The 21,767-nt window shown below is 68.8% G+C and carries 23 protein-coding genes and 1 tRNA gene; 12 read left to right on the forward strand and 12 right to left on the reverse strand.

Annotated elements, in window-relative coordinates; all coding sequences use genetic code 11:
- The 4 genes from AC6CID_RS19650 to AC6CID_RS19665 form a co-directional block, all read left to right on the forward strand.
- Positions 1-455: SLAC1 family transporter (locus AC6CID_RS19650; RefSeq protein WP_498354332.1), on the forward strand; the 455-nt coding region annotated here is incomplete at its 5' end.
- Positions 452-946: a hypothetical protein gene (locus AC6CID_RS19655; RefSeq protein ID WP_039583964.1), complete on the forward strand. Its 495-nt coding sequence runs from the start codon at positions 452-454 to the stop codon at positions 944-946. The genes AC6CID_RS19650 and AC6CID_RS19655, both read left to right, overlap by 4 nt.
- Positions 943-1,590, forward strand: coding sequence for an alpha/beta hydrolase family protein (locus AC6CID_RS19660; RefSeq protein ID WP_064256938.1), 648 nt, complete (start codon positions 943-945; stop codon positions 1,588-1,590). The genes AC6CID_RS19655 and AC6CID_RS19660 overlap by 4 nt, the downstream gene beginning before the upstream one ends.
- Positions 1,587-3,245: a sensor histidine kinase gene (locus AC6CID_RS19665; protein ID WP_217580100.1), complete on the forward strand. Its 1,659-nt coding sequence runs from the start codon at positions 1,587-1,589 to the stop codon at positions 3,243-3,245. Before AC6CID_RS19660 ends, AC6CID_RS19665 begins: the two co-directional genes overlap by 4 nt.
- A 25-nt stretch (positions 3,246-3,270) precedes the next feature.
- On the opposite strand, the gene AC6CID_RS19670 is transcribed toward AC6CID_RS19665, so the two are convergent.
- Positions 3,271-3,918: a response regulator transcription factor gene (locus AC6CID_RS19670; RefSeq protein ID WP_033096942.1), complete on the reverse strand. Its 648-nt coding sequence runs from the start codon at positions 3,916-3,918 to the stop codon at positions 3,271-3,273.
- Positions 3,919-4,100: 182 nt separating this feature from the next.
- On the opposite strand from AC6CID_RS19670, the gene AC6CID_RS19675 reads away from it, so the two are divergent.
- Both AC6CID_RS19675 and AC6CID_RS19680 read left to right on the forward strand, forming a co-directional pair.
- Complete coding sequence (locus tag AC6CID_RS19675) at positions 4,101-5,024, forward strand: nitroreductase family protein (RefSeq protein ID WP_498354333.1); 924 nt, start codon at positions 4,101-4,103, stop codon at positions 5,022-5,024.
- Positions 5,025-5,047: 23 nt separating this feature from the next.
- Positions 5,048-5,311, forward strand: coding sequence for a hypothetical protein (locus tag AC6CID_RS19680; RefSeq protein WP_220666717.1), 264 nt, complete (start codon positions 5,048-5,050; stop codon positions 5,309-5,311).
- Between the two features lie 27 nt (positions 5,312-5,338).
- Here the strand turns inward: AC6CID_RS19680 and AC6CID_RS19685 are convergent, their stop codons facing one another.
- From AC6CID_RS19685 to AC6CID_RS19695, 3 genes are all read right to left on the reverse strand, one after another.
- Positions 5,339-6,250 carry a universal stress protein gene (locus AC6CID_RS19685; protein ID WP_217580103.1) on the reverse strand — a complete coding sequence of 304 codons (912 nt, stop codon included), beginning with the start codon at positions 6,248-6,250 and terminating at the stop codon, positions 5,339-5,341.
- A gap of 25 nt (positions 6,251-6,275) precedes the next feature.
- Positions 6,276-7,316 (reverse strand): LLM class F420-dependent oxidoreductase, encoded by a 1,041-nt coding sequence (locus AC6CID_RS19690; protein WP_006551568.1) that lies wholly within the window; start codon positions 7,314-7,316, stop codon positions 6,276-6,278.
- Between the two features lie 73 nt (positions 7,317-7,389).
- Positions 7,390-8,298, reverse strand: a complete 909-nt coding sequence (locus AC6CID_RS19695) for a universal stress protein (protein WP_064852119.1) — start codon at positions 8,296-8,298, stop codon at positions 7,390-7,392.
- 146 nt (positions 8,299-8,444) lie between these two features.
- Here AC6CID_RS19695 and AC6CID_RS19700 point away from each other — a divergent pair, with 146 nt between their 5' ends.
- From AC6CID_RS19700 to AC6CID_RS19710, 3 genes are all read left to right on the forward strand, one after another.
- Complete coding sequence (locus AC6CID_RS19700; protein ID WP_064852118.1) at positions 8,445-8,888, forward strand: RrF2 family transcriptional regulator; 444 nt, start codon at positions 8,445-8,447, stop codon at positions 8,886-8,888.
- Between the two features lie 54 nt (positions 8,889-8,942).
- Complete coding sequence (locus AC6CID_RS19705) at positions 8,943-10,166, forward strand: globin domain-containing protein (RefSeq protein ID WP_498354334.1); 1,224 nt, start codon at positions 8,943-8,945, stop codon at positions 10,164-10,166.
- A gap of 64 nt (positions 10,167-10,230) precedes the next feature.
- Complete coding sequence (locus AC6CID_RS19710; RefSeq protein WP_217580106.1) at positions 10,231-12,543, forward strand: M28 family peptidase; 2,313 nt, start codon at positions 10,231-10,233, stop codon at positions 12,541-12,543.
- 5 nt (positions 12,544-12,548) lie between these two features.
- Here AC6CID_RS19710 and AC6CID_RS19715 read toward each other — a convergent pair whose 3' ends face one another.
- Together AC6CID_RS19715 and AC6CID_RS19720 are read right to left on the reverse strand one after the other, a co-directional pair.
- Positions 12,549-14,057, reverse strand: coding sequence for a glutamate-cysteine ligase family protein (locus tag AC6CID_RS19715; protein WP_217580107.1), 1,509 nt, complete (start codon positions 14,055-14,057; stop codon positions 12,549-12,551).
- A 151-nt stretch (positions 14,058-14,208) separates the two neighbouring features.
- A complete protein-coding gene (locus AC6CID_RS19720; protein WP_217580108.1) occupies positions 14,209-15,030 on the reverse strand; it encodes a M23 family metallopeptidase in 822 nt (273 codons plus the stop codon).
- 236 nt (positions 15,031-15,266) lie between these two features.
- On the opposite strand from AC6CID_RS19720, the gene AC6CID_RS19725 reads away from it, so the two are divergent.
- The 3 genes from AC6CID_RS19725 (at position 15,267) to AC6CID_RS19735 (ending at position 16,489) form a co-directional block, all read left to right on the forward strand.
- Positions 15,267-15,339 (forward strand) — tRNA-Arg (locus tag AC6CID_RS19725).
- Between the two features lie 626 nt (positions 15,340-15,965).
- The gene (locus AC6CID_RS19730) at positions 15,966-16,250 is read left to right on the forward strand and encodes a hypothetical protein (RefSeq protein WP_498354335.1); all 285 of its coding nucleotides are present in this window, start codon (positions 15,966-15,968) and stop codon (positions 16,248-16,250) included.
- A complete protein-coding gene (locus AC6CID_RS19735; RefSeq protein WP_498354336.1) occupies positions 16,247-16,489 on the forward strand; it encodes a hypothetical protein in 243 nt (80 codons plus the stop codon). The genes AC6CID_RS19730 and AC6CID_RS19735 overlap by 4 nt, the downstream gene beginning before the upstream one ends.
- 123 nt (positions 16,490-16,612) lie before the next feature.
- Here AC6CID_RS19735 and AC6CID_RS19740 read toward each other — a convergent pair whose 3' ends face one another.
- The 6 genes from AC6CID_RS19740 to AC6CID_RS19765 all read right to left on the reverse strand — a co-directional run bounded on the left by AC6CID_RS19740 (position 16,613) and on the right by AC6CID_RS19765 (position 21,685).
- Positions 16,613-17,824, reverse strand: coding sequence for a phage major capsid protein (locus tag AC6CID_RS19740; protein WP_498354337.1), 1,212 nt, complete (start codon positions 17,822-17,824; stop codon positions 16,613-16,615).
- A gap of 265 nt (positions 17,825-18,089) precedes the next feature.
- Complete coding sequence (locus AC6CID_RS19745) at positions 18,090-18,572, reverse strand: phage terminase small subunit P27 family (RefSeq protein ID WP_498354338.1); 483 nt, start codon at positions 18,570-18,572, stop codon at positions 18,090-18,092.
- Positions 18,565-18,882, reverse strand: coding sequence for a hypothetical protein (locus AC6CID_RS19750; protein ID WP_498354339.1), 318 nt, complete (start codon positions 18,880-18,882; stop codon positions 18,565-18,567). The genes AC6CID_RS19745 and AC6CID_RS19750 overlap by 8 nt, the downstream gene beginning before the upstream one ends.
- A gap of 196 nt (positions 18,883-19,078) precedes the next feature.
- A complete protein-coding gene (locus AC6CID_RS19755) occupies positions 19,079-19,435 on the reverse strand; it encodes a hypothetical protein (protein ID WP_498354340.1) in 357 nt (118 codons plus the stop codon).
- Positions 19,432-19,722: a hypothetical protein gene (locus AC6CID_RS19760; protein WP_498354341.1), complete on the reverse strand. Its 291-nt coding sequence runs from the start codon at positions 19,720-19,722 to the stop codon at positions 19,432-19,434. The genes AC6CID_RS19755 and AC6CID_RS19760 overlap by 4 nt, the downstream gene beginning before the upstream one ends.
- Before the next feature lie 322 nt (positions 19,723-20,044).
- Positions 20,045-21,685: an AAA family ATPase gene (locus AC6CID_RS19765; protein WP_498354342.1), complete on the reverse strand. Its 1,641-nt coding sequence runs from the start codon at positions 21,683-21,685 to the stop codon at positions 20,045-20,047.
- Positions 21,686-21,767 lie beyond the last annotated feature (82 nt).

A 21,767-nucleotide genomic window follows, 5' to 3' on the forward strand; every position in this document is an offset into this window, starting at 1 on the left:
GAATCAGCACACGCCCCGCTCAAATGCGGAGAGCCCCTTACTGGGTGTCGATGGGAGCGTGCTCGATCACCGTCGTGGCGGGTTCACGGATCGTCGAGATGGACGACGCACCGATGGTCGACGCGACCCGCGGACTGATCGCGGGCCTCGCCGTCGTCATCTGGGTCTTCGCGACGTGGCTGCTCCCCCCGCTCGTCGCGGCCGGTTGGTGGCGACACCGCGTCCACCGGGTGCGGCTGGACTACGACTCGTCCCTGTGGTCGATCGTCTTCCCGCTCGGCATGTACGCGATCGCGGGGATGTATCTGGGTCGCGCCGACGATCTGCCACTGGTCGGCGCGATCGGCGCCGCCGAATTGTGGGTCGCGGTGGCGGCCTGGGTCGCGGTGTTCGCCGCGATGCTGCACCGCATGTGGGTACGGCTCATACGGCCGGTCGAGCGCGACCGACGGTGACCGCCCGTGCTCGGGCCCGCCCCATCCCGCCGTACCAGCGGACGGCGAGCACGACAGCCAGGGCCACAGGCCTGGTCGCCGGTGCGGCCGGCGTGGCCGCCATGACCATCGGGGAGAAGATCGAGCAGGCCGTCACCGGGCGACCGAACTCCCACGTGCCGGGCCGCGTACTCGCACGGTTGACGGGCGCCTCGGAATCGGCCGGACAGCGCTCGACCGCCCTGAACTGGGCGATGCACTTCGGGCAGGATATCGCCCTCGGCGTCCTGCGTTCGGTCATGGCCGAGGTGGGCCTGCGGGGGCCGCTCGCATCGTCGAAGTTCACCGTCGTCCGTCTGACCAACGACCAGATCCTCGAGAACGCGACCGGCGTGGGAGCACCCCCGCAAACGTGGCCCCGTTCCGAGCTGGCGATCGACGTCCTCCACAAGAGCGTCTACGGCTTCGTCACCGGTGCCGTCGCCGACGCGGCGGTTACCGTATCGGTGTGAATGTCGAACCGCTGGACACCGGCACCGTGGCCGGTCACCTGCATCTTCCCGAGGGCAGTCCGCGGGGTGCCGTCGCGTTGACGCACGGCGCCGGCGGCAACTGCGACGCCCGGATCCTGCAGCTGATGTGCTCCCGGTTCGCCGATGCCGGCTTCCTCGCCCTGCGCTACGACCTGCCGTTCCGCCGTCGCAAGCCCAAGGGACCCCCGCAGCCGTCCCGCGCCGCGGAGGACCGCGAGGGTGTGTCCGCCGCGGCCGCGGAGCTGCGCGACCGCGTGTCCGGGCCCTTACTGCTCGGCGGCGTCTCCTACGGCGGCCGGCAGACGTCGATGCTCGCGGCCGACGAACCCGGCATCGCCGACGCCCTCGTCCTGCTGTCCTATCCTCTCCATCCCCCGGGCAAGCCGGAGAAGCTGCGCACCGAGCACCTGCCGAAGATCTCGGTGCCCACGGTGTTCGTCCACGGCGACCGCGACCCCTTCGGTACCTTCGACGAACTGCGGGAGGCACTCGATCTCCTGCCCGCGGCCACGACTGTCATCGAGGTCACCGGGGCCGCACACGACCTGAGCCGCGCGAAGACGGATCCCTCGGAATCCGCCGTGTCCGCGGCGCTGCACCTGCTGGAAGAGAAGAAGTCATGATCGAACCCACCGACGTCGCCATCGACACGCTGCTCGCCGAGCTCCGCGACCGGCTCGACGATTCCGTCGACGCCCCGACGACCCTGCGCGGACTGCTCGAAGCGGTGCTCGTCGTGGGATCGGGTCTCGAACTCGACTCCATGCTCCAGCGCATCGTCTCCGCCGCGACCGCCCTTCTCGACGCCCGCTACGGCGCGCTCGGCGTGCGCGCCGCCGACGGTGGCCTGTCGGAGTTCGTGTACGTCGGGATCAATCCGACGCAGCGCGAGGTGATGGGCCATCTGCCCGAGGGCCGGGGCATCCTCGGTCTGCTCATCAACGATCCCCGGCCGGTCCGTCTCGGCGACCTGTCGAAGCATTCCGCCTCCATCGGTTTCCCGCCCAACCATCCGCCCATGAAGAGCTTCCTCGGAACTCCGATCATGGTGCGCGGCAAGGTTTTCGGCAGCATCTACCTCACCGAGAAGCTGGGCGCACCCGAGTTCACCGAAGAGGACGAGGTGATCCTCAAGGTGCTCGCGATGTCCGCCGGTGTGGCCGTCGAGAACGCGCGCCTGTTCGAGGGCTCCCTCGACCGCGAGAGATGGCTTACCGCAATGGCATCCATCAACTCCCGGCTGCTGATGGGCGGGTCGGTGGACGAGACGCTGTCGATGCTCACCGGCCAGGTCCGCGAACTCGCCCGGTGTGCGGGCGCCTATGTGATGCTCGTCGACGGCCACCACGGCCGCCTGCAGGCCGCGTCCCCCGCGGCGCCGTGCGGGAAGGACAAGCGTTTCGATCTCACCGGATCGCCTGTGCTGAAAGCGCTCAAGAGCAGGCAGCCGATGCACCTCGATACCCTCGAGGGACTGCCACCGATGGAGCAGGGCGACGAAGGACACGCGGTGGTGCTGCCGCTGTCGGCGACGTCGACGGTCACGGGTGTGCTCGTCGCGACCCGCGAGGCCGGTACCGAACCGTGGGACGACGAGGACGTGGCCCGCTTCGAATCCATGGCGAACCTCGCGGCCGTGGCCCTCGAATTCGCCGAACAGCAACGCAAGAAGCGGTTGCTCGACGTGCTGGCCGATCGCGATCGCATCGCACAGGACCTGCACGACAACGTCATCCAGCGCCTGTTCGCCACGGGTATGAGCTTGCAGAGCGCGACCGCGGACGGGGCGGACACCGCACGCGTGGTGGAGGTGATCCGCCACGCGATCGAGCAGCTCGACCGGACGGTGCGCGAGATCCGCACGACCATATTCGATCTGCACACCACCGGCGCGGCGGCGTCGAACAGTCTGCGCCGGAGGTTGCTGGACGTCGTGGGCGATCTGAGCATCCACTCCTCGGTGGCGCCCAACGTGCAGTTCGTCGGACCCATCGACACGCTGGTGCCGATGCGCATCCACCCACACGCGGAGGCCGTGCTCCGCGAAGGGCTGAGCAACGCGCTGCGCCATTCCCAGTCCGACAACATCTCGGTGTCGGTCTCGGTTCAGGACGACTTCCGGATCGAGATCCTCGACGACGGCACGGGTCTGCCCGACATGCCTCGCCGCAGCGGGCTGGCGAACCTCGAGCGGCGCGCCGTGCAGTGCGGCGGGTCGTGCGAGATCGGTCCGGCCCACCCGCGCGGCACCCGGGTGCTGTGGGCGGTCCCGCTCTGACGGAACGGGTCCCGCCCGCATCGGGTTAGGACGTCGGCTTGCCGCGCTCGTTGCGCAGCTCGGTGGCGAGCACCGCGGCCTGCGTGCGGCGCTGCATGCCGAGCTTCGCCAGCAGCCGCGAGACGTAGTTCTTCACAGTCTTCTCCGCGAGGAACAGCCGTTCGGCGATTTCCCGGTTGGTCAGGCCCTCACCGATGAGTTCGAAGACGGCGCGTTCTTGCTCCGACAGCTCGGCCAGCGGATCGGCCGTGCGCGACGCCCGGATCCGCTCCATGAGGGCGGCGGTGGCGCGGCTGTCCAGCAACGAGCCGCCCTCGCCGACGGTGCGGATCGCCGAGACGAGGTCGGTGCCGAGGATCTGCTTGAGCACGAACCCGGAGGCACCCGCCATGATCGCGTCGAAGAGTGCCTCGTCATCGGCGTACGAGGTGAGCATCAGAGCGCGCAGACCCGGCATGCGGGTACGCAGCTCGCGGCACAGTTCGACACCGTTGCCGTCGGGAAGCCGCACGTCGAGCACCGCGACGTCGGCACCGCTCTCGGGCACACGGGCCAGGGCCTCCCCAACCGAGGCGGCCTCACCGACGACGGTGAAGTCGGGCACGCTGCTCAGCAGATCCACCAGGCCGCGCCGCACGATCTCGTGATCGTCGACGAGGAACACGCGGGTCATCTCGGGCACCTTTCGTTGACATGCTGTCCCGTCATTGTCCCAGGTGTACCGCGATACCCACGTCCGCGGGGCCGTTCGACATCCATATCAGGACCTTCTCCCCCTCCCCCGCGGACGCTGCTCGGGAGACGCTGAACGTAGAAGCGAACATGCGGGACGAACGAGCCGACGAGGAGGATGTCGTGACAGTCGATGCCGGAACCTGGTCGCTCGGCGACACCGAGATCATCGCACGTGCGGTGGTGGAAGCACCCTCCGTGCACGACACGCAACCATGGAATCTGCGCCTGCCCGATCACAGCGCCGAACTCGAGGAACGCCTCGAATTCGCCGAGCCGGGCCCGGACCCGCTGCGTGTCGACCGGCTGATCTCGTGCGGCGCGGCCCTCACCAACCTCGAACTCGCGATCCGAGTCCTCGGAAACAGATCGCGCACCTCCGTGCTGCCCGATCCGCAACGTCCGGAGCTCATCGCCCGGATCGAGACGCTCGGCTCGGGTACCCCGAGCAGCCGCGACCTACGGTTGTACGCCGCCATCTCGCATCGGCGCAGCCATCGCGAATCGTTCACCGACATCCCGGTGCCGACGGAGACGCTCGCCGACGTCGTCGCCGCGGCCGGGGAGATACCCGACGTCGACGTGCGTCTGCTCGCCGCCGACGAGGCCGTCGCCCTGGCGCAGGTGCTCGCCTATGCGGCGGAGGCCTGCCGACGTCATCCGCACTATCAGCGCGAGATGTTCTCGTGGACCTCCCACTGGCAGCCGCGCGGCAACTCCGAGGTGGTCACCACGTGGAGTGCGACCCTCGATGGGAAGGGCGCGGCGGGCGAAGCCCTGGTCACGACAGGGATCCCGGACGTCGATGCGCTGGCATCGGCGATCGCGCGCGAGTCGGTGCTGCTGTTCTCCGCACCGTCGACCTCACCGGCCGATCTGATCTGGGTGGGCGCGGCCGTCGAACGGTGCTGGCTGGCGGCGATCGACGCGCGATTGTCGGCATCGGTACTGACGCATCCCCTGCGGGTGGAGGACGCCGGGTCGCGCCTGGCCGAGATGCTCGACCTGACGGTCGTTCCGCTGGTCGTCCTGCGTGTGGGTTTCTGAAGAAACGGGAGAGTGAAGCGACGATGAGTGCACCGACCGAGCAGCCGATCGACGATCCGACCCGCGAGTTGTTCCGCACAGCCCTGGACATGGCGCAGGCCGCCAAGGCCGGCAACGTCTCCGGGTGGCTGTCCGCCCGTTACGAGTGCGGGCGCGTCGAGGACGTCGCGTTCGTACTCTCGCAGATGCTCGGGGTGCTCATCGAGAACGGCGCGATCAGCCGCGGCGTGCATCCGGCCGACGCGTGGAGGGAACTGCGCGAGCGGGGCGTCGACGACTTCGGGTGACGCCTCGCATCGCTCCCTCGTCCGGGATCAGTCCTCGGTCTGCTTCGACCGGACGACGAGGACCGGGCAGTCCGCGGTCTGGATCAGCGCGTTGCTCGTGGAGCCGAGCAGCAACCCCTTGAAGCCGCCGCGTCCGCGGGTTCCGACCACGAGAAGCTGTGCGGCCTCGGCGTATTCGCTGAGCACTCGCACCGGCCGGTCGCGGGCGACGACACGTTCGACGGTGACGTCCGGGTACCGCTCCTGGTATCCGGCGAGACGTTCGGCGAGCACGATCTCCTCACCGGTCTGGATCCGGCTCCAGTGCGGGTCCTCCGGGACGGCGCCGAGCGAGGGCTGGACGCTCACGTCGCTCCACACGTTCACCGCGACGAGCGTCGCGCCGCGTGCGGATGCCTCCTCGAACGCGACCTCCACCGCGTCGCGGCACGAGACCGAGCCGTCGACACCGACGACGACGGGCCCCTTTGTCGGCGGCGCACCGTCGAAGGTGCGGCCCCGCACCACGACGACGGGCGCCGTCGCGTGCGAGACGACCGCCGTGGAGACCGAACCGGCGAGCAGGCCCTTCACCTCGCCGAGGCCGCGCGAGCCGACGACGAGCCGGTCGGCGTGCTCGGCCTGTGCGATGAGCGTGGGAACGACCTTGCCTTCGAGCTGTTCGGTGGTGATCTCGACGTTCCCGTGACGGTTCTCGTCGATGATCTGCCGGGCGAGCACGGCCGCGTTGTCGAGCCGGTCGCGGGCCGTCGCCTTCATCTCCTCGTGGAAGCTCTGCGCGAGGTAGGGCTCGGAGTAGTAGAAGGCGGGGATGTGCACGACGGTGACGATGCGCAACGGCAGGCCGCGGATCGCAGCCGTCCGTGCCGCCCAGTGCACCGCGGTCGTGGACGCGTCGGATCCGTCGACGGCCACGACGATCGGCTTGTTCTCGGTCATCGCACGAGGAACCTTTCTCGGTGGGTCAGCCGCAGATCTGCCGCAGCTGTTCGATCAGTCGCACACGACCTGCGGTGTCGGCCGCGAAGGGGGTGACGTTGAGGGTGGTGACCCCGGCCTCCGCGAAGGCAGCGACTCGCTCCCGCACGAAGCCCTCCGAACCGATCAGGGAGATCGAGCGGAGCAGTTCGACGGGCACCGCCGCGGCCGCCTCCTCCTTCTTGCCGGCCAGGTAGAGCTCCTGGATGGTCTCGGCTTCCTTCGCGTAGCCGTAGCGGATCGCGAGGTCGTTGTAGAAGTTCTTGCCCTTGGCGCCCATGCCGCCGACGTACAGCGCGACCATGGGCCGGACCCAGTCGAGCATGTGGTCGACGTCGTCGCCGATGGCGAGCGGGGTCTGCGCGTAGATCTGCAGGTCGCCGAGTGCGGGATCGCGCTTGGCCTTGCCCTTCGCGATCGATTCGCCCCACACGTCGGCGGCCTTCTCCGGGTAATAGAACAGCGGCTGCCAGCCCTCGGCGATCTCGGCGGTCATCTCGACGTTCTTCGGGCCGAGCGACGCGATGATGATCGGGATACGTTCGCGCACAGGCTTGTTGATGATCTTCAGCGGCTTGCCGAGTCCGGTGCCGCGGTCTTCGGGCAGCGGGATCTGGTAGTACTTGCCCTGGTGGTCCACCTTCTCGCGGCGCCACACCTGCCGGCAGATGTCGACGATCTCGCGGGTGCGACCCAGCGGCGCGTTGTAGGGAACGCCGTGGAAACCTTCGATGACCTGAGGGCCCGACGCGCCGACACCGAGCACGAATCGGCCGTCGGAGACGAAGTCCAGACCGGCCGCCGTCATGGCAGTGAGCGTCGGTGTCCGGGTGAACAACTGGAGGATGCCGGAGGCGAGTTCGACCCGGGAGGTCTTCGCCGCCAGATAGCCGAGCTGACTCACCGCATCGAACGAATAGGCCTCGGGTACGAACACGATGTCGAGGCCGGCCTTCTCCAGGTCGGCCACCTCCGCCGCGGTCTCCGCGAAACCTCCGCTGTAGTTCAGTCCCATCCCGATGCGCATGCGCCACCTTCGTCCCTGCTGCACACCCCCGTTCGGGGGCGCGATCGTCCATGTGCCCCGCACACTACCGCCGTCAGGAGGTGACCGGTCGCACCACCATCACCGGGCAGCGCGCCTCGCGCATGAGCGCGTTTCCGGTAGAACCGAGCACCATCCCCTTGAAGCCTCCCCTGCCGCGAGTCCCTACCACGACCAGCTGGGCTTTCTCGCTCCAGGACTGCAGATGGGCGCGGGGGCCGTCGACGTAGACCTTCCGGTGGACCGTCACGTCCGGATAGCGCTCGCCGTAGCCCGCGAGGCACTCGGACAGCAGGGAGTGCTCGTACTCCTCGAACGCGCGGGGATCGAAGTCGAGGGGCGACTCGTCGATCTCCCCGACTTTCAGGTCGCTCCAGACGTGGACGGCGACGAGGTCGACCCTGCGCCAGGATGCCTCCTCGAACGCCAGATCGACCGCTTGGCGGCTCGCGGGGCTGCCGTCCACGCCGACGACGACGGGTCGCTCGTCGGGGACGGGCCCTTCCGGTCCCCGCACCACGACGACCGGGCATTCGGCATGACCGGCGACGGAGACCGGGGTGGAACCGAGGAAGGCCTCCCCCATCTTGGTGCTGCCGGTGGCCCCGAGGACGATCATGCGCGACGTGCGGGACAGTTCGACGAGCCACTTGGCGCTTCCGGTGAGGGCGAGCTCGGCGGTGATCTCGAGGTTCGGCGCCACCGCCTCGGCGGTCTCTGCAGCCTCCTTCAGGAGTGCCTGAGCCTCGGCCTCGCTCCATTCGAAGACCTGCGAGGGGCGGAAGAAGGGAAGTTTTGTCCAACCCGAGGGTGCGAAGTCCACCGCGTGGACGAGATGCAGTGGGATCTTCCGGCCGGCCGCGGTGGCGGCAGCCCACCTCACCGCCCGCTCGGAGGCCGGGGAACCGTCGGCACCGACGGTTACGTGGTTGTGGTCGCGGGGTGCTTCACCGAGAGGTTTCACGTCCGTGAGGCTAGTCGGATCCGGTACGTCCGGATACGGACTTTGGTCATCACATCGGGATTCCTTCGGTGGCAATGCATTCCATCGACAGCGATGTGCGTCACATAAAATTGTCATCGCGAATGCGAATTTACTAGCGTAGGGCCATGCAACTCACCCGGTTCACCGATCTCGGACTGAGAGTTGTGATGCATCTCGTCGCCGGCCCGGCGGGGAGTATGCCTGGTACCAGAACGATTGCAAACCAGCTCGATCTGTCGTACGCACATACGACGAAGGTCGTCGCCCGACTCGGCGAGCTCGGGGTGGTGGCCACCCGCCGCGGACGCGGCGGAGGCCTGACCGTCACCGAACTCGGCCGCACGGCGAGCCTCGGATGGCTCACCCGAGCCCTCGAAGGTGAAGAAGAAGTCGTCGAGTGCGAAGGAGCGAAGCCGTGCCCCCTGCGTCACGGCTGCAACCTGCGCTCGAAGCTGCGTACCGCACAGGACGCCTTCTACGCCGCTCTCGACGACGTCACGATCGCCGACCTGGCGACCCCTGACGCCGGTCCGGTCCTGCTCACCCTCGAACCACCCACCGGCCGCTGACCCACGGCGAGGCTGCCGGTGCAGCCCGTCACGACACACACGAGGAGACACACCATGCCGCTCTCACCCGAATCCAAGGACGTCATCGCCGCGACCCTCCCGGCGGTGGGAGCCGCCATCGGCGACATCACCCCGTTGTTCTATAGCAAGATGTTCGCCGCCCATCCCGAGCTCGAACGCGATCTGTTCAACCGCGGCAACCAGAAGCAGGGTGAGCAGCAGAAGGCACTCGCCGGATCGATCGCGGCCTTCGCGACGCTCCAGCTCGATCCCGATCCCGCCCGTGTCGAGGCGATCCTGTCCCGCATCGCCCACAAGCACGCCTCGCTCGGCATCAAGCCCGACGAGTACTGGATCGTCCACAAGCACCTCTTCGAGGCGATCGTCGAAATCCTCGGAGAGGCAGTGACTCCGGAAGTCGCGAAGGCGTGGGACGAGCTGTACTGGCTGATGGCCAATACCCTCATCTCGATGGAGGCCGATCTGTACCGGGCCGCAGGTGTCGAGGCCGGCGACGTCTGGCGCACCGTCCGCGTCGCCGACCGCGTCCACCAGTCCGCCGACACCGTCTCGTTCGTGCTCACCTCGCTCGACGGTTCCCCGCTGCCCACCTTCCGTCCGGGCCAGTACCTCTCGGTCGGCGTCCGCCTCCCCGACGGCGCCCGCCAGATCCGTCAGTACAGCCTGTCGAGCGCACCCGCGAAGGGCGACTGGCGTATCACCGTCAAGCGGGTCCTGGAGACCACCGCACCCGACGGCACCGTGCTTCCCGCCGGTGAGGTGTCGAACTTCCTGTACAACAACATCTTCGAGGGCGACGAGCTGGAAGTCACCACTCCCTTCGGCGATCTCGTACTCACCGAGGACGACACCCCGATCCTGTTGGCGTCCGCCGGCATCGGATGCACCCCGATGATCGGCATGCTCGATCATCTCGCCGGCGTCGGCGACGAGCGTCCCGTCGCGGTCCTGCACGCCGACCGGTCGGTCGCGAGCCACGCCCACCGCCGCGAGCTCGAGACCCTTGCCGAGAAGATCCCGTCGGCCCAGCTGTACCGCTGGTACGAGGACCTCGGCAACCGCCGGCCGCTCGAGACGGTCCGCGTCGGACGTGCCGACATCTCCGATCTGCCGCTCGATCCGAAGACCCAGGCCTACCTGTGCGGCCCGCTGCCGTTCATGCTCTCGCTGCGCGAGGCCCTGATCGAGCGCAACGTCCCGGCCGAGAACATCCACTACGAGGTGTTCGGGCCCGACAGCTGGGCGCCTGCCTCCTGATCCGATCGCGGTGCCCCGGCCGAGTCTGCCGGGGCACCGCTGCATTCGCGGCTAGGCTGCACCCATGGACTCCGCCGCGGCTGTTCGCCACCCGGCCCCGTCCCCGCGTAGCCGATTCCAGGCACTGGGTAGCAGTGTCCTCGCGCTGATCGGAGTCCTTCTCGTGGCGGGCCTCGTCGCGCTGTTCCCCGCGTCCGACGAGCCGCTCGGAACCGATGCACCCGCCGATGTCTTCAGCGCCGCCCGCGCCGGTGAACACATCGACGCGATCGCCACCGGCCCACGACCGCCCGGGTCGACCGCCCACGCCGCCGCCCGCGACCATCTCGTCGCAGCCCTGGAGGATCTCGGGTGGTCCACCCGCGTCGACTCCGGCGTCGGATGGATGGCGCGGTCCGGTGAGGCGACCCAGCGCGGTGCCCGCGTGCAGAACATCGTGGCGACCCGAGCCGGTACCGATCCCACCGGCACCGTCGTGCTCGCCGCGCACTACGACACGGTCCGGGGCTCCCCCGGCGCGAGCGACGACGGGATCGGCGTCGGCACGGTCATCGAGGTCGCTCGTGCCATCGAGTCCGGTCCTCCCTCGCGGAACGACGTCGTCGTCCTGCTCACCGACGGTGAGGAGAACGGTCTGCTCGGCGCCCACCGGTTCGTGGGCACGGAGTCCGTCCGGGCAGGTCCGGTCGTCGTGCTCAACCACGAGGCGCGCGGGAACGCCGGTACGCCGACGACCTTCCGGATCACCTCACCGAACGGCGTCCTGATCGACAGTCTGGCGGGGGCACCGGGCGCGAACGCGGACTCCCTCACCGAACTGATCTTCGAGGCGCTGCCGAACGACACCGATTACCGCCGCTTCGCCGAGCACGGCCACCACGCCCTCGACACCGCGATCTCCGCGGGCTCGGCGTACTACCATAGCCCTCTCGACACCCCCGACCGTCTCAGCCGGACGTCACTGCAGCACATGGGCGACACCTCCCTCGCGACGGCCCGCACGCTCGCCGGATCCGATCTCGCGACCGTCGGCGACGGCGGCGACCAGGTCGTGACGACCGCGCCCTGGGGACTGCTCCACGCGCCGCGGTGGGCCGAGGTCGTCGGGGCGATCGTGCTGGCAGGCGTCGTGGGGGCGATCGTCGTGCTGCGGGTGCGCCGCGGCCAGACGTCGGCCTGGCAGGCCGGCGCTGCCGTGGCCGTGTCGTTGCTCGCCGCCGTCCTCGCGGCGGGCGCAGCGTGGCTGCCGTGGTGGATCGTGCAGACCGTCGATCCGGGCATGGCCGCGCCGGTCGCCGACGAGCCCTACCGGCCGGGTGTCTTCCAGTTCGCGGCGGTCGTCGCGGCCCTTGGTGTACTGCTGGTCGCGCGATCGTGGTGGGGTCGCGGCCGTCCGGCCGCCGCGCTCACGTGCGGAGCGTTCACGCTCGTCGCGGTGCTCGCTCTCGCCGGTATCCCCTTCGCCGGTGTGCCGCTGACAATGCTCGTACTCGTCCTGCCGACGGCGCTGGGTCTGCTGGTGGCGCTGCTTCTCCCACAGGACGACACGGTGTGGCCGCTCGTCGCGATCGCCCTCGGCGCGCTCGGCTCGCTGATCTTCGGCCTGCCCGCCGTGCTGGTGTCGTTCGACGCCGGACTCCTCTACGGGGCACCGGTGGCCGGTCTGTTCGTTGCATTCACGTTCGCCGCGGTACTCCCGCTGTGCGAGCCGTTCGCGTCGACCAGCCGCGGGCTCGTCGTCTCCGCGACCGGCACGATCGCGATCGTCGTGGTGGGCACGCTGCTCGCCGGCTACCTCAACCGGGACGGGGCGACCGATCCCCGGCAGGAATACCTTTGGTACTCGCTCGACGCCGATCGGGGTGCCGCGGTGTGGGGATCGCCGGACGGCCCGAGATCCGACTGGAGCGAAGGGCTGCTCACCACCGGTCCCGAATCGCTCCCCACCGCCTTCCCGTGGCGGGAGCACCGGCCGATGTACCACGGACCCGCTCCGGTCGCCGACCTCGAGGCGCCCGAGGTCGAGATCCTCGAGGACACGACCGGCGGAAGCGCCCGGAAGATACGACTGCGGTTGAGCTCACCGAGGAACGCCCAGGCTGTCGGGTTGTGGATCGACAACACCACCGCCCACGTCCACGGCGCGACGGTGGACGGCTTCCGCGCCGAACCGTCCGACGACTTCGGTTTCCTGTTCTGGGCTCCCGGCGCCGACGGGATCGAGGTCGAGCTGACGTTGAGCATGCTCGAGAGCCGCCTAGGCGTCCGCGTCGCCGATCTCGGTGACGATCTCGGCGAAGTAGCCGGCTTCGAGCCACCCGCGGATCGCGTCGTCGTCCAGCCGACGGTGGCCGTGACGCGGACCCTACAACTGTAGGGCCGTCACTCCCACTCGTGAGCGGGAGTACCCGAGGCCATGTTCTGCACGTAGTCCTTCATCATCCCGAGCAGGGCGGTGCGACGGTTCTCGCCGACAGCCTCGCGTCGGGCCACCTGCCGTCGTTGCCACGCCGCCCCGGTCTGCCGAGTCAGTGCACGCCCCTCGACGATGCCGAGATAGCGGTCGCGGACCGCCGCCGACAGTCCGTATGCCTCGAGGCCCTGGTGCGCAAGCGGCAACAGGCACCGCAGCACGAGTTCGTCGGCGCCGACCCATCCGGTGCGCGGCCAGTACAGCTTCGCGTCGAGACCGAACTTCGCACCGAGCACGAGGTTCCGCTCGGCGGCGTCGAAGCTGAGGTCGCGCCAGAGCGGCTCGTCGGCGTCGGTGAGGGCGCGCAGCGTCCCGTAGTAGAAGGCGGCGTTGGCCATGGTGTCGAGGACGGTGGGTCCTGCAGGGAGCACACGGTTCTCGACGCGCAGGTGCGGATGGCCGTCGCTGATGTCGTAGACGGGCCGGTTCCACCGGTAGATGGTGCCATTGTGCATCTGCAGTTCGCGCAGTTCGGGAATCCGGCCGGCGTCGAGTTCGGCCATCGGATCGACGTCCGAGACCTCCGGAAGGAGAGCCGTGAAGTAGTGGGAGTTCTCCTCGAACAGGTCGAGGACGGAGTCGATCCACCGCTCACCGAACCACACGCGGGGACGGACACCCTGGTTCCGCAGTTCGAGCGGACGCGTGTCAGTGGCCTGCGCGAACAACGGGATCCGGCTCTCGTGCCACAGCGCCTTGCCGGCGAGGAAGGGCGAGTTCGCCGCGAGCGCGACCTGCGCTCCGGCCAGGCACTGGGCGGCGTTCCAGTGCGTCGCGAAATCTTCGGGGGCGATCCGCAGGTGCAGCTGCAGGGACGTGCAGGCCGCCTCGGGAACCACCGAATTCATGTCTGCGCGAAGGGTTTCCACGACATCGCTGCCGGGCAACGGCACACCGTCGAGATCGAGTTCGATGTCCTCGCCGCGCGCCGCGAAGATCTGCTCGTTGAGCGCTTCGTAGCGGGGATTGGCGGTGATCCGGCCCCGTTCGAGATCGTCGAGTTCGAGCGTGGGCAGCATGCCGATCATGACCAGCTGCGCGTCGTGCAGGTGCATCCGCTCGTCGGCGCGCCGCAGCGACGACCGCAGCGACTCTTCGAGTTCGAAGGGTTCGTCGCCGGTGAGACGTCGCGGCTCGACGTTCATCTCGACGTTGAACTGGCCGAGTTCGGTCTGGAAGACCGCGTGATCGTCGATCGCCTGGAGCACCTCGAGGTTCGACATCGCGGGCGACATGTCGTCGCGGACGAGGTTGAACTCGATCTCCATGCCGAGATGTGGTTCGGGTGACGAGTGCACGTCGACGAAGACGTCCTCTCGAAGCATCCGCTCGAGCGCCTTCATGCAGTCGCGAACCTTGCTCCGGAACATCCGCCGGTCTTCCCCGGTGAACGAACGTGCGGATATCTCAGCTCCCAATGGAACCCCCGGGTCGGCGCGCGGTCTGTCGAGCCAAGCCTAGCGCGCGCTCACGCTGCGGGTGGGATCGACGGCGTGCCGTCGGGTGGGATCGACGGCGTGCCGTCGGGTGGGATCGAACACTGCAGTGGGATCGAACACTGCGGTGGGATCAGACGGCGCGGTAGCCGCCCCAGTCGGTGACGACGCCGCGATCGCTCAGCCACGCGTTCGGGTTGATCTTGGTGCCTTCGGTGTCCCAGACCTCGAAGTGCAGGTGCGGTCCGGTGGACCAGCCCTCGTTGCCGACGGTGGCGATCTGCTGGCCGGCGTTGACACGCTGACCGGCCGAGACCTGGTAGGTGCTCACGTGACCGTAGACGGCGGTGGTGCCGTCGTCGTTGAGGACGCGGACCCACTGGCCGAAGCCGGAAGCCGGTCCGGCGTCGAGGACCGTGCCGTTGGCCGCGGACTTGATGGGCGTTCCGATCGGGGCTGCGATGTCGATGCCGCCGTGGTGGGCGCCCCAGCGCGGACCCCAGTCGGAGGTGAGGGTGCCGGAGACGGGCTGGACGGCGGAGGGAGAAGCCGGGTTGAGCTGGTCGAGCCAGCTGGGACCCGAGAACTGATCGAGGAAGCCGGTGACCTCGGCCGGAAGCTCGGGTGCGCCCTGCTCGCCCGGGGTGGTGATGCCGGGGATGGCCGGGATCTCGACACCCTCGGGCAGCAGGCCCGCGGGGAGCTCGAAGGGCAGGCTGGGCGCGGGGGCCTCGGCCTGGACGTGGTCGTGGCCGGGATGCGCGGCAGCGGTGCCGGCGCCGATCTGCGAGCCGACAGCGAAGAAGGCACCCGTGGCAGCGGCGACGGTGGCGGCCTTGACCGGAGCGGACGTACCGGTGGGCTCGACGCGGTGACGGCCCTTGCCGGAGGACGGCACGCGAATCGTCTCGAGGTCGAATGCTTCGTCTTCGCGTGTGCGCTGATGGCGTCCCACAGTGTGTCCCTTGTTTCGTCCCGACTTCGACCGGGTATCCCCCCGGCCGCTCCTGGCGACCCAAGGTAACAAAACGGTATAGGGAAAGGCCAGTGTTACCTTTCCTTGATCTCAATCGGCGGGAACCTGCAGGTCGTACGCCCGGCCTCGAGAGCCTCGAGAACGGGCGCTTGGTTACGGCACGCGCCCGGCGGCTACACTCACAACGCGCCAAGGTCGGCTTCGCCCGGCCGGACGCCTCCGTAGCTCAGGGGATAGAGCACCGCTCTCCTAAAGCGGGTGTCGCAGGTTCGAATCCTGCCGGGGGCACAACGAAACCGCTGGTCACGGCGGTTTCTCCCATCGCCTGCACCCTCTCGTGCAGTTCGCGTGCAGTAAGCCTGCCGTTGTCCCACATAAAGAACGGCCCCGTTCGGTGCTCGCAACACCGCCCGGGGCCTGGGATCACAACGGAAGTAGGCCCCGTCATGAACCGTTCCGCCATCGTAGGACGCTCCGCGTCCGTTCACGTCTCCGCCCGAGAAGTTCGCTAGCCGGACCCCCACCGCCCCGTTGTCATGGGCGTCGGGGGTCCTCGTCGTTCTTCTCGGCACGTCCGACGTAAACCAACGTGTCCCGGTGCTCGCAATGGCCGTAACCGGACGGCCCGCCTTCACGGTGAGTCTGGCCAGGCGTCGTGAGGGTCCAGCCAGCCGCGTGTCCTCGAGGGCACGGGGCTATCGGTGCTGGCCGTGACGGTCTAACGGGGCATGGTGACCGGGCCGCGGTGGGGAAGGGGAGTCAGGCTCCGGGACCGCTAGGTCCTCCTCGAGGTCGAGGGGAGCCCGCCGCCAGGCGGTCCGATTCGTCGCCTGGGTTCTGTGTATCCGACGGACACAAGTCGTAGAGTTCTGCCCGGGTCGGGGACGGACGAGGAACCAAGGGGAGACAACAACGTGAGTGCAGAGATTCGTGTGTGGGAGCCGGTCGGTTCGGATGACTACGAGTACCACCACGTCGAGTCCGTGACGGGATACCACGGCGTGGCGATGACGCCGCCAGGGAGCCCGGAGCGGGCCATGGCCGCCGCCAAGGACGAGGCCCGCGGAGTCGGGTGGTGGGTTATCAACGGGGACGAGAAGTTCAAGGTTCACAACGTGAAGGTGTCGGCCCACGGGCCCGCCCGGGTTCACTCCACCACCAAACCGCCGTTCGGTGAGTGGCGGGAGGTCACGGCGTGACGAACACCGAACCGTGGGCCGTCTCCATCGACGGCGGTAAGTTCCGCTTCACCAACGCGACCGACGACCGGGCCGTGGCAGTCACGCTCCAGGGTGTCGGGAGCGACTACCAGGACGCCGTACCGGCTCCGGTCAATCCGGGGGAGTCGTTCGCCGTGAAGATCAGGGGCGGGGCGGGGGTCCGGATCAACTGGACGACGCTTCCGACCAGGCACCACACCTGGGTCTACACGCGGTAGGCACCGCCCCAACACGAGGAGAGGCCCCGCCCGGTAACCATCCGGACGGGGCCTCTCGTGTGCGGTCCCGGAGTGACAGGGGACCGCGACTCCAGGCGGGGACCAAACGCCTGGAGGTCTGGGTTACGGCGTGGCGACCGTGGCCACGCGGGCGACGCCCAGCGGCTTGGACACCACCGCGGCGTAACGTGACTCGACACGGGCCCGGACGAGGTTCTTCTGGAAGTCGTCCGCGACCGTCTCACTCCACCGCACGTCCACCACGTTGTCGGAGTAGACGACGACGGCCTCCCGGTCGATGACCAGACCCGTCCCCACGGGGAGGGCGTTGGAGACGACGACGGGGACGCCCCAGAGGGTCCGCTGGGCCCGCTGGGTCACATTGGCCACCGCCTCGAGCTGGCCGGAACCCTCCGCCCGGGCGGTTTCCGCCGCCTCCCAGTCCTCCGGACGGAGAACGATCACGTGGTTGTCCTCGTGGCCGGCGGTCTCCAACTTCGTGATGGCGGAGCGGACCGAACGGGCCACGTCCGTGGTGAAGCTCTGGACCTGGACTCCGGACGTGGTGAGGACGCCCTGGAGGTTGGGACGGGTGCCGTCTCCGGTGAGAACCTGGCCCTCGAGGGCGTCACGGAGGCCGCGGACCATCTCGTCCTGGACGAACACCTGGAGAGCGTCGTTGTCCTCGAACCAATACCGCGGCGTCGGCTCCGACATGTGGGCCAGGACCTCGAGGTTGACCTCCACCTCTTCCAGACCGAACACGGACGTGGGCTTGGTGTCACCCTCCGCCACCGGGGCGGCGTTGTTGTCGCGCTGGCGCTGGACAAGGGCCTTGAACGTCGGTCCCGGGGCCGGAAGTGCCACGAGGGCGTCCAGGAGGGTATTGGACGGGTGGCCCAGTTCCACGATCTCCGGCAGGAGCGGGACGCCCGCGTGAGCGGTACCGGCGGGCAGGAGGGCCTTCTGGCCGTCCACCATGCCCGCCGCGATACGGGAGGCCAGTTCCTTCCCCGCCTTGCCCGACAGGCCCACGCGGCCCTTGGCCTTGGTGGCACCGCCGCCCGCGAAACCGTCGAGACGGTTACCCCTCTCGTCCACCGGGTCCCCGATCTGGGCGGCCAGGGCCTTGGCCTGGGCCAGAATGTTCTCGTCGGCCTTGAGTGTCTTGATCTGTTCCAGGTAGCTCTTGGCCTTGGCCATGGCCGCGTCGTACTCCGTCTTCTCCTGGGTGGTGAAGTCGCGGCGTTCACCCTGGGCCTTCTCCGCGATGGCGCGGGCCTGGGCGGTGTGCTTGAGGGCCTCGTTCTGAAGGGACTTGATCTTTGCATTCATCAGAGTTGTTCCGTTCCAACGGGATTGGTGAGTTTCCCGAGACGGACGGGTTGAGGGTCCGGGTCATGGCCCCCGAGGACGGGGACGGCTCCCGCGGACTGTGACCGCTGGCCTCGTCGGTACCGTCCCCACCGCCGCGGTTGGCGTCGGCGTCCCGACACGGACCACGGGGCGGCGGGTCCGGTACCTCGTCGTCCACATTACGTCACGTGACGCGAGAAGGGCGGCGGGACACGCTATCCCACCGCCCTCCTACCCTCGTCGGCTACGAGGTGGCCTCGTTCGCGAACGGGTTGCCCTCGTCCGCGTCGTTGACGGCCTGGGCGGAGATACGGCCCTCCGCGGAGGGAGTGAGCCCGAACTCCTGGGCCCAGGCCCTCACGGACCGTTCCGCGGCCTCGAGGATGGCCACCGCCGGATGCTTCACGAGGGAGCCCGTGGAACCGGGAACCGTGAGCCCGTCGCGGTCCACCTCCGCCTGGGCGTCGTGGAGCCTCTGGACGGCCATGCAGTAGGCACGGAAGGACGTCCGGTCCACCGCCTTGGACAACTCCAGGCGGTCCAACTCCGGGGCCACGGAGGCCCACTCCGCCGCCGCCACGTCGGGCAGGTCCGGCGGTGGCGGTCCCAGAGGCTCCCGCTTGAATCCGGGGCCCGCGTTGACCTTCCGGCCTCCGGAGTCGTAGCCCTCCCGGCGTCCGTTGAGCAACTTCAATGCCGGCGGGCGTGGTGCGGGTCCCTTACGCATGATGTTCTCCCTTCTCGTCCTCGAGGACCGCGTGGGCCCCGGTCTCCGGGACCGCGTACGCCGCTTCCAGATACGCCGCTTCGGCGGAGTCCGCCAGAAGCGCGATGGTCGCGGAGCGGGACCCCACCGCCGCCCGGACCGTCGCCGCGGTCCACGAGGCCAACATGGTGAACGCCTGGCGGATCACGTCGGGGTCATCGTGGGCGGCCAGTTGTGCCACTCGTTCGTCATCTCCCACCGCCGCGGCGTAGAGGGCCATGGAGACCGTGAGCGTGGCCTCCGCCTTGGTGAGGTCGTCGTGGATGGTCATAATTCCTCCTGTTGGTACAAATGATGGGTCAAACAGGGGCCCAACCTGAGCCCGCGTGCGCCGACCTCGATGGCCGGTGTCCAGGGCCGTCCCCTCCACGGATCGGCGGTCCCCTTCCCTCCCGGCCCGCTGGCGGACGTTCCGGAGGGCTCCGGTACCCGGGGAAGGGCTCGTTGACCCGGGCCGGGAGTAGGCATCACGCCACCGCCTTCCGCTTGGATACCGGGAACGAGACGGACGAGGGCGGGGTCCCGTCTGCAACTCGGGGGAACCCGTAGAGCCTGCCCGCCGCCACGCCCTTGAACCCGTCCGCGACTGCATCACACGTGGCGAGAAGCGGGCACCGGAGGCAGAAGCGTTCGGCCTCGAGGAGACGAGGCATCTCGTCCACGAGGGCGGCCCCGGGCTCGTGATGGTCGAACAGGTGAGGGCGGGACACGCACGGAGGTACGGGGTCGTCGTGGAGCGTGGTGGTCCGGCGGAGGAGAGAAGCGGCGGCCCGGGCGTTGTCCGCCGCCTTCCCACCTTCACCGCCCCAGAGTGTCGCGGTCACCGGACGGTCTCCCGGGTCGTAGCGGGAGCGATACGGGCCGGGGCCGGGATGTCGTCTGCCGTGATGAGACAACGATCCGGACGGCCCACCTCGTCGGCCCGGACGATGCGGTAGCCCTTGACGACGAGGGGGACCACGCGGACGCCGCCGGGCTCCGGGATGGAGGCCATGGCCACGACGGAGTAACAGCGGTATTGGTCCCCGGCGTCGGTGTAGTGCAGGAGTGACATGTCCATGGCCACGGGGATGACGACGGAGCCGGGAGGGAGGAGCGGGTAGGTAGTCATGCGAGTTGTCCGTTCTGGGAGTCGAAGTGCGGGGAGGTGTCACTTGGCGCAATTGCGCGACTGGGCGCAACTGCGCGTGACCTGGAGTTTTGTGTGATGTGTTTCGTGGCGCGACTACGCCACGGAAATGGCACGACTGCGCCGCCGCTCGTCGGTCCGTCACGGACTCGAGGTGTCCACACCGCCCTTGTCGCGCCATCGTTGGCCCTTGTCGTGCCACCTGTCGCGTCATAGTTGCGACAGGTATATATGCAGGTCATAGACAGTTGCGCTATCGCGCCATGGGATATAGAGCGGCGGTGACGTGACAGGGCGGTGGTAGTCATTCCGCCCCCTGGTCGGTACCCGGAGCGGTGTCCGGGTCCATGGGGTCCAGCTTCGCGGCCACCGCCTTGGCGGCCCAGAACGTCCGTCTGGGCATCTCCCGGGAGGCGATGGACGCCACCCGCTTGGCGGCCCGTTGGAGGGTCCGCTCACGGATACCGGCGTCCTTGGCGGCGGCCTTCACATCCTTGGACGCCACCCACCCGGCGGCGGCGGTGAGGTAGTCGTGAAGCCATTCCTCCGCCTCCGTCATCGACTCGTCCGCTCCGCCCTCGAAGTTCGCCACGATGTGCTCGGCGGCGGTGCGGTCGGACTCCCCGACGTAGCGGAGTCGGGGCACGGTCCCGTCGTGTTCCTCGTTGGCCTCGAAGAACGGCACGCCGTCGATGGCGAACACGGACGCCACCGCCTTGGTGGACGTGTTGGACTTCTCCGGACCGACCACGAGGTGGCCCTCCTCGTCCTCCTGGGCGTAGAGGGTCATACGGGCCTTCTTCCGAAGTTCCCCGGTCGCTCCGTACTTGTCGCGGGCGTTGGACGAGGCCACGCGGTTGGTGTGCGTGAGGAGCAGGACCGCGGCGTCCGTCGTCGTAGCCGCCTCTTTCCACGGGTGGAGGGCCTGGCGGGCCTGCTGGGGGTCCCGGACGGATAACTTCGCGGGCACCGTGTCCAGCCAGGCGTCCACGACGACGAGGACCGGACGAGGCTCGGCGGTGACGTACTCCATGTCATCGGGGAACACGGGAGCACCGCTGCCGTCCTCGTCCTCACAGATGACGTCCACCATGTCCAGGTCCGCGCCGGCAACCTCGAGGCGGGGAAGGACGGTCTGACTCCACACGTCCTCCGTGATGACGAGGCGAACTCGTCCGGGCTCCCGGGCCGGTACTCCGAACTCCGGCAACGGCTTGCCCGTCGTCACCGCCGCGGCTACCCAGACCCAGAGGAGGGACTTGCCGATGCCCTCGTCTCCCACGAGGAGGGACACGGACGCCCGGGGGATACGCCCCTTGGCCAACCACCGTGGTTGTTCGGCGGCGGTGAGGTCCCGGGCCCGGAACAGGCGGACGTTGCGGTCGTCGGCTTCCTGGCCCTTTCCCTTGGCGTCCTTCCGTGACCCGGTGGTGCCGTCCTTCCGGACCCAGGTCCCGGGACGCCCACCGTGTGCCTCCCGGGCACTCTGGGCATCCATCTCGTGGCGGCGGATGGCCGCGGATGCGACGAGGACGCCGTAGCGGTCCTCGAAACGCCGCCGGAGCTCCGCCAGCGCCACGAGACCGTCATGGTCGTCCGGGAAGGCTTCCCGGTCCCGTTCGGTGTGCTGGAGAACCAACGACGCCAGGGTGGACACCGTGGAGTTGCTCCAGGCGGTGGGGTCGTCGGGGTGCCGTTGGATATCCCGGGCGACGGCGTTCCGCTGGCCCTCCGTGGGGAGGGAGTCGAAGCGGAACAGTCCCTCCGCCTTCTCGTATGCCTCGTTGGCGGCGGTGTCGAACTCCCGGACGTACGGGAAGCCCGGGTCCTCACGTACCCAGGCCCGGTACAGGAACCGGAGGTGGGCGGTGTCCAGTTTCGTGTAGTCGTTCTCCGCCGCTTCCAGTGCCCGGAGGGCGGCGGAGAAGACAACTTCGTAGGTCATGACGCCACCGCCCGAAGGTCCACGGGGAGCGCCGGATACGCGGTATCGTCGTTGGTGGCGGTCTCGTCAACCGTCAACGTCC

Source organism: Rhodococcus sp. GQ147, from assembly GCF_059759155.1.

Excerpts from the sequence above, each read along its gene's own strand:
- AC6CID_RS19665 (WP_217580100.1), top strand. The coding sequence starts at position 1,587 with ATGATCGAACCCACCGACGTCGCCATCGACACGCTGCTCGCCGAGCTC.
- AC6CID_RS19670 (WP_033096942.1), bottom strand. The coding sequence starts at position 3,918 with ATGACCCGCGTGTTCCTCGTCGACGATCACGAGATCGTGCGGCGCGGC.
- AC6CID_RS19680 (WP_220666717.1), top strand. The coding sequence starts at position 5,048 with ATGAGTGCACCGACCGAGCAGCCGATCGACGATCCGACCCGCGAGTTG.
- AC6CID_RS19685 (WP_217580103.1), bottom strand. The coding sequence starts at position 6,250 with ATGACCGAGAACAAGCCGATCGTCGTGGCCGTCGACGGATCCGACGCG.
- AC6CID_RS19690 (WP_006551568.1), bottom strand. The coding sequence starts at position 7,316 with ATGCGCATCGGGATGGGACTGAACTACAGCGGAGGTTTCGCGGAGACC.
- AC6CID_RS19700 (WP_064852118.1), top strand. The coding sequence starts at position 8,445 with ATGCAACTCACCCGGTTCACCGATCTCGGACTGAGAGTTGTGATGCAT.
- AC6CID_RS19705 (WP_498354334.1), top strand. The coding sequence starts at position 8,943 with ATGCCGCTCTCACCCGAATCCAAGGACGTCATCGCCGCGACCCTCCCG.
- AC6CID_RS19710 (WP_217580106.1), top strand. The coding sequence starts at position 10,231 with ATGGACTCCGCCGCGGCTGTTCGCCACCCGGCCCCGTCCCCGCGTAGC.
- AC6CID_RS19740 (WP_498354337.1), bottom strand. The coding sequence starts at position 17,824 with ATGAATGCAAAGATCAAGTCCCTTCAGAACGAGGCCCTCAAGCACACC.
- AC6CID_RS19745 (WP_498354338.1), bottom strand. The coding sequence starts at position 18,572 with ATGCGTAAGGGACCCGCACCACGCCCGCCGGCATTGAAGTTGCTCAAC.
- AC6CID_RS19750 (WP_498354339.1), bottom strand. The coding sequence starts at position 18,882 with ATGACCATCCACGACGACCTCACCAAGGCGGAGGCCACGCTCACGGTC.
- AC6CID_RS19760 (WP_498354341.1), bottom strand. The coding sequence starts at position 19,722 with ATGACTACCTACCCGCTCCTCCCTCCCGGCTCCGTCGTCATCCCCGTG.
- AC6CID_RS19765 (WP_498354342.1), bottom strand. The coding sequence starts at position 21,685 with ATGACCTACGAAGTTGTCTTCTCCGCCGCCCTCCGGGCACTGGAAGCG.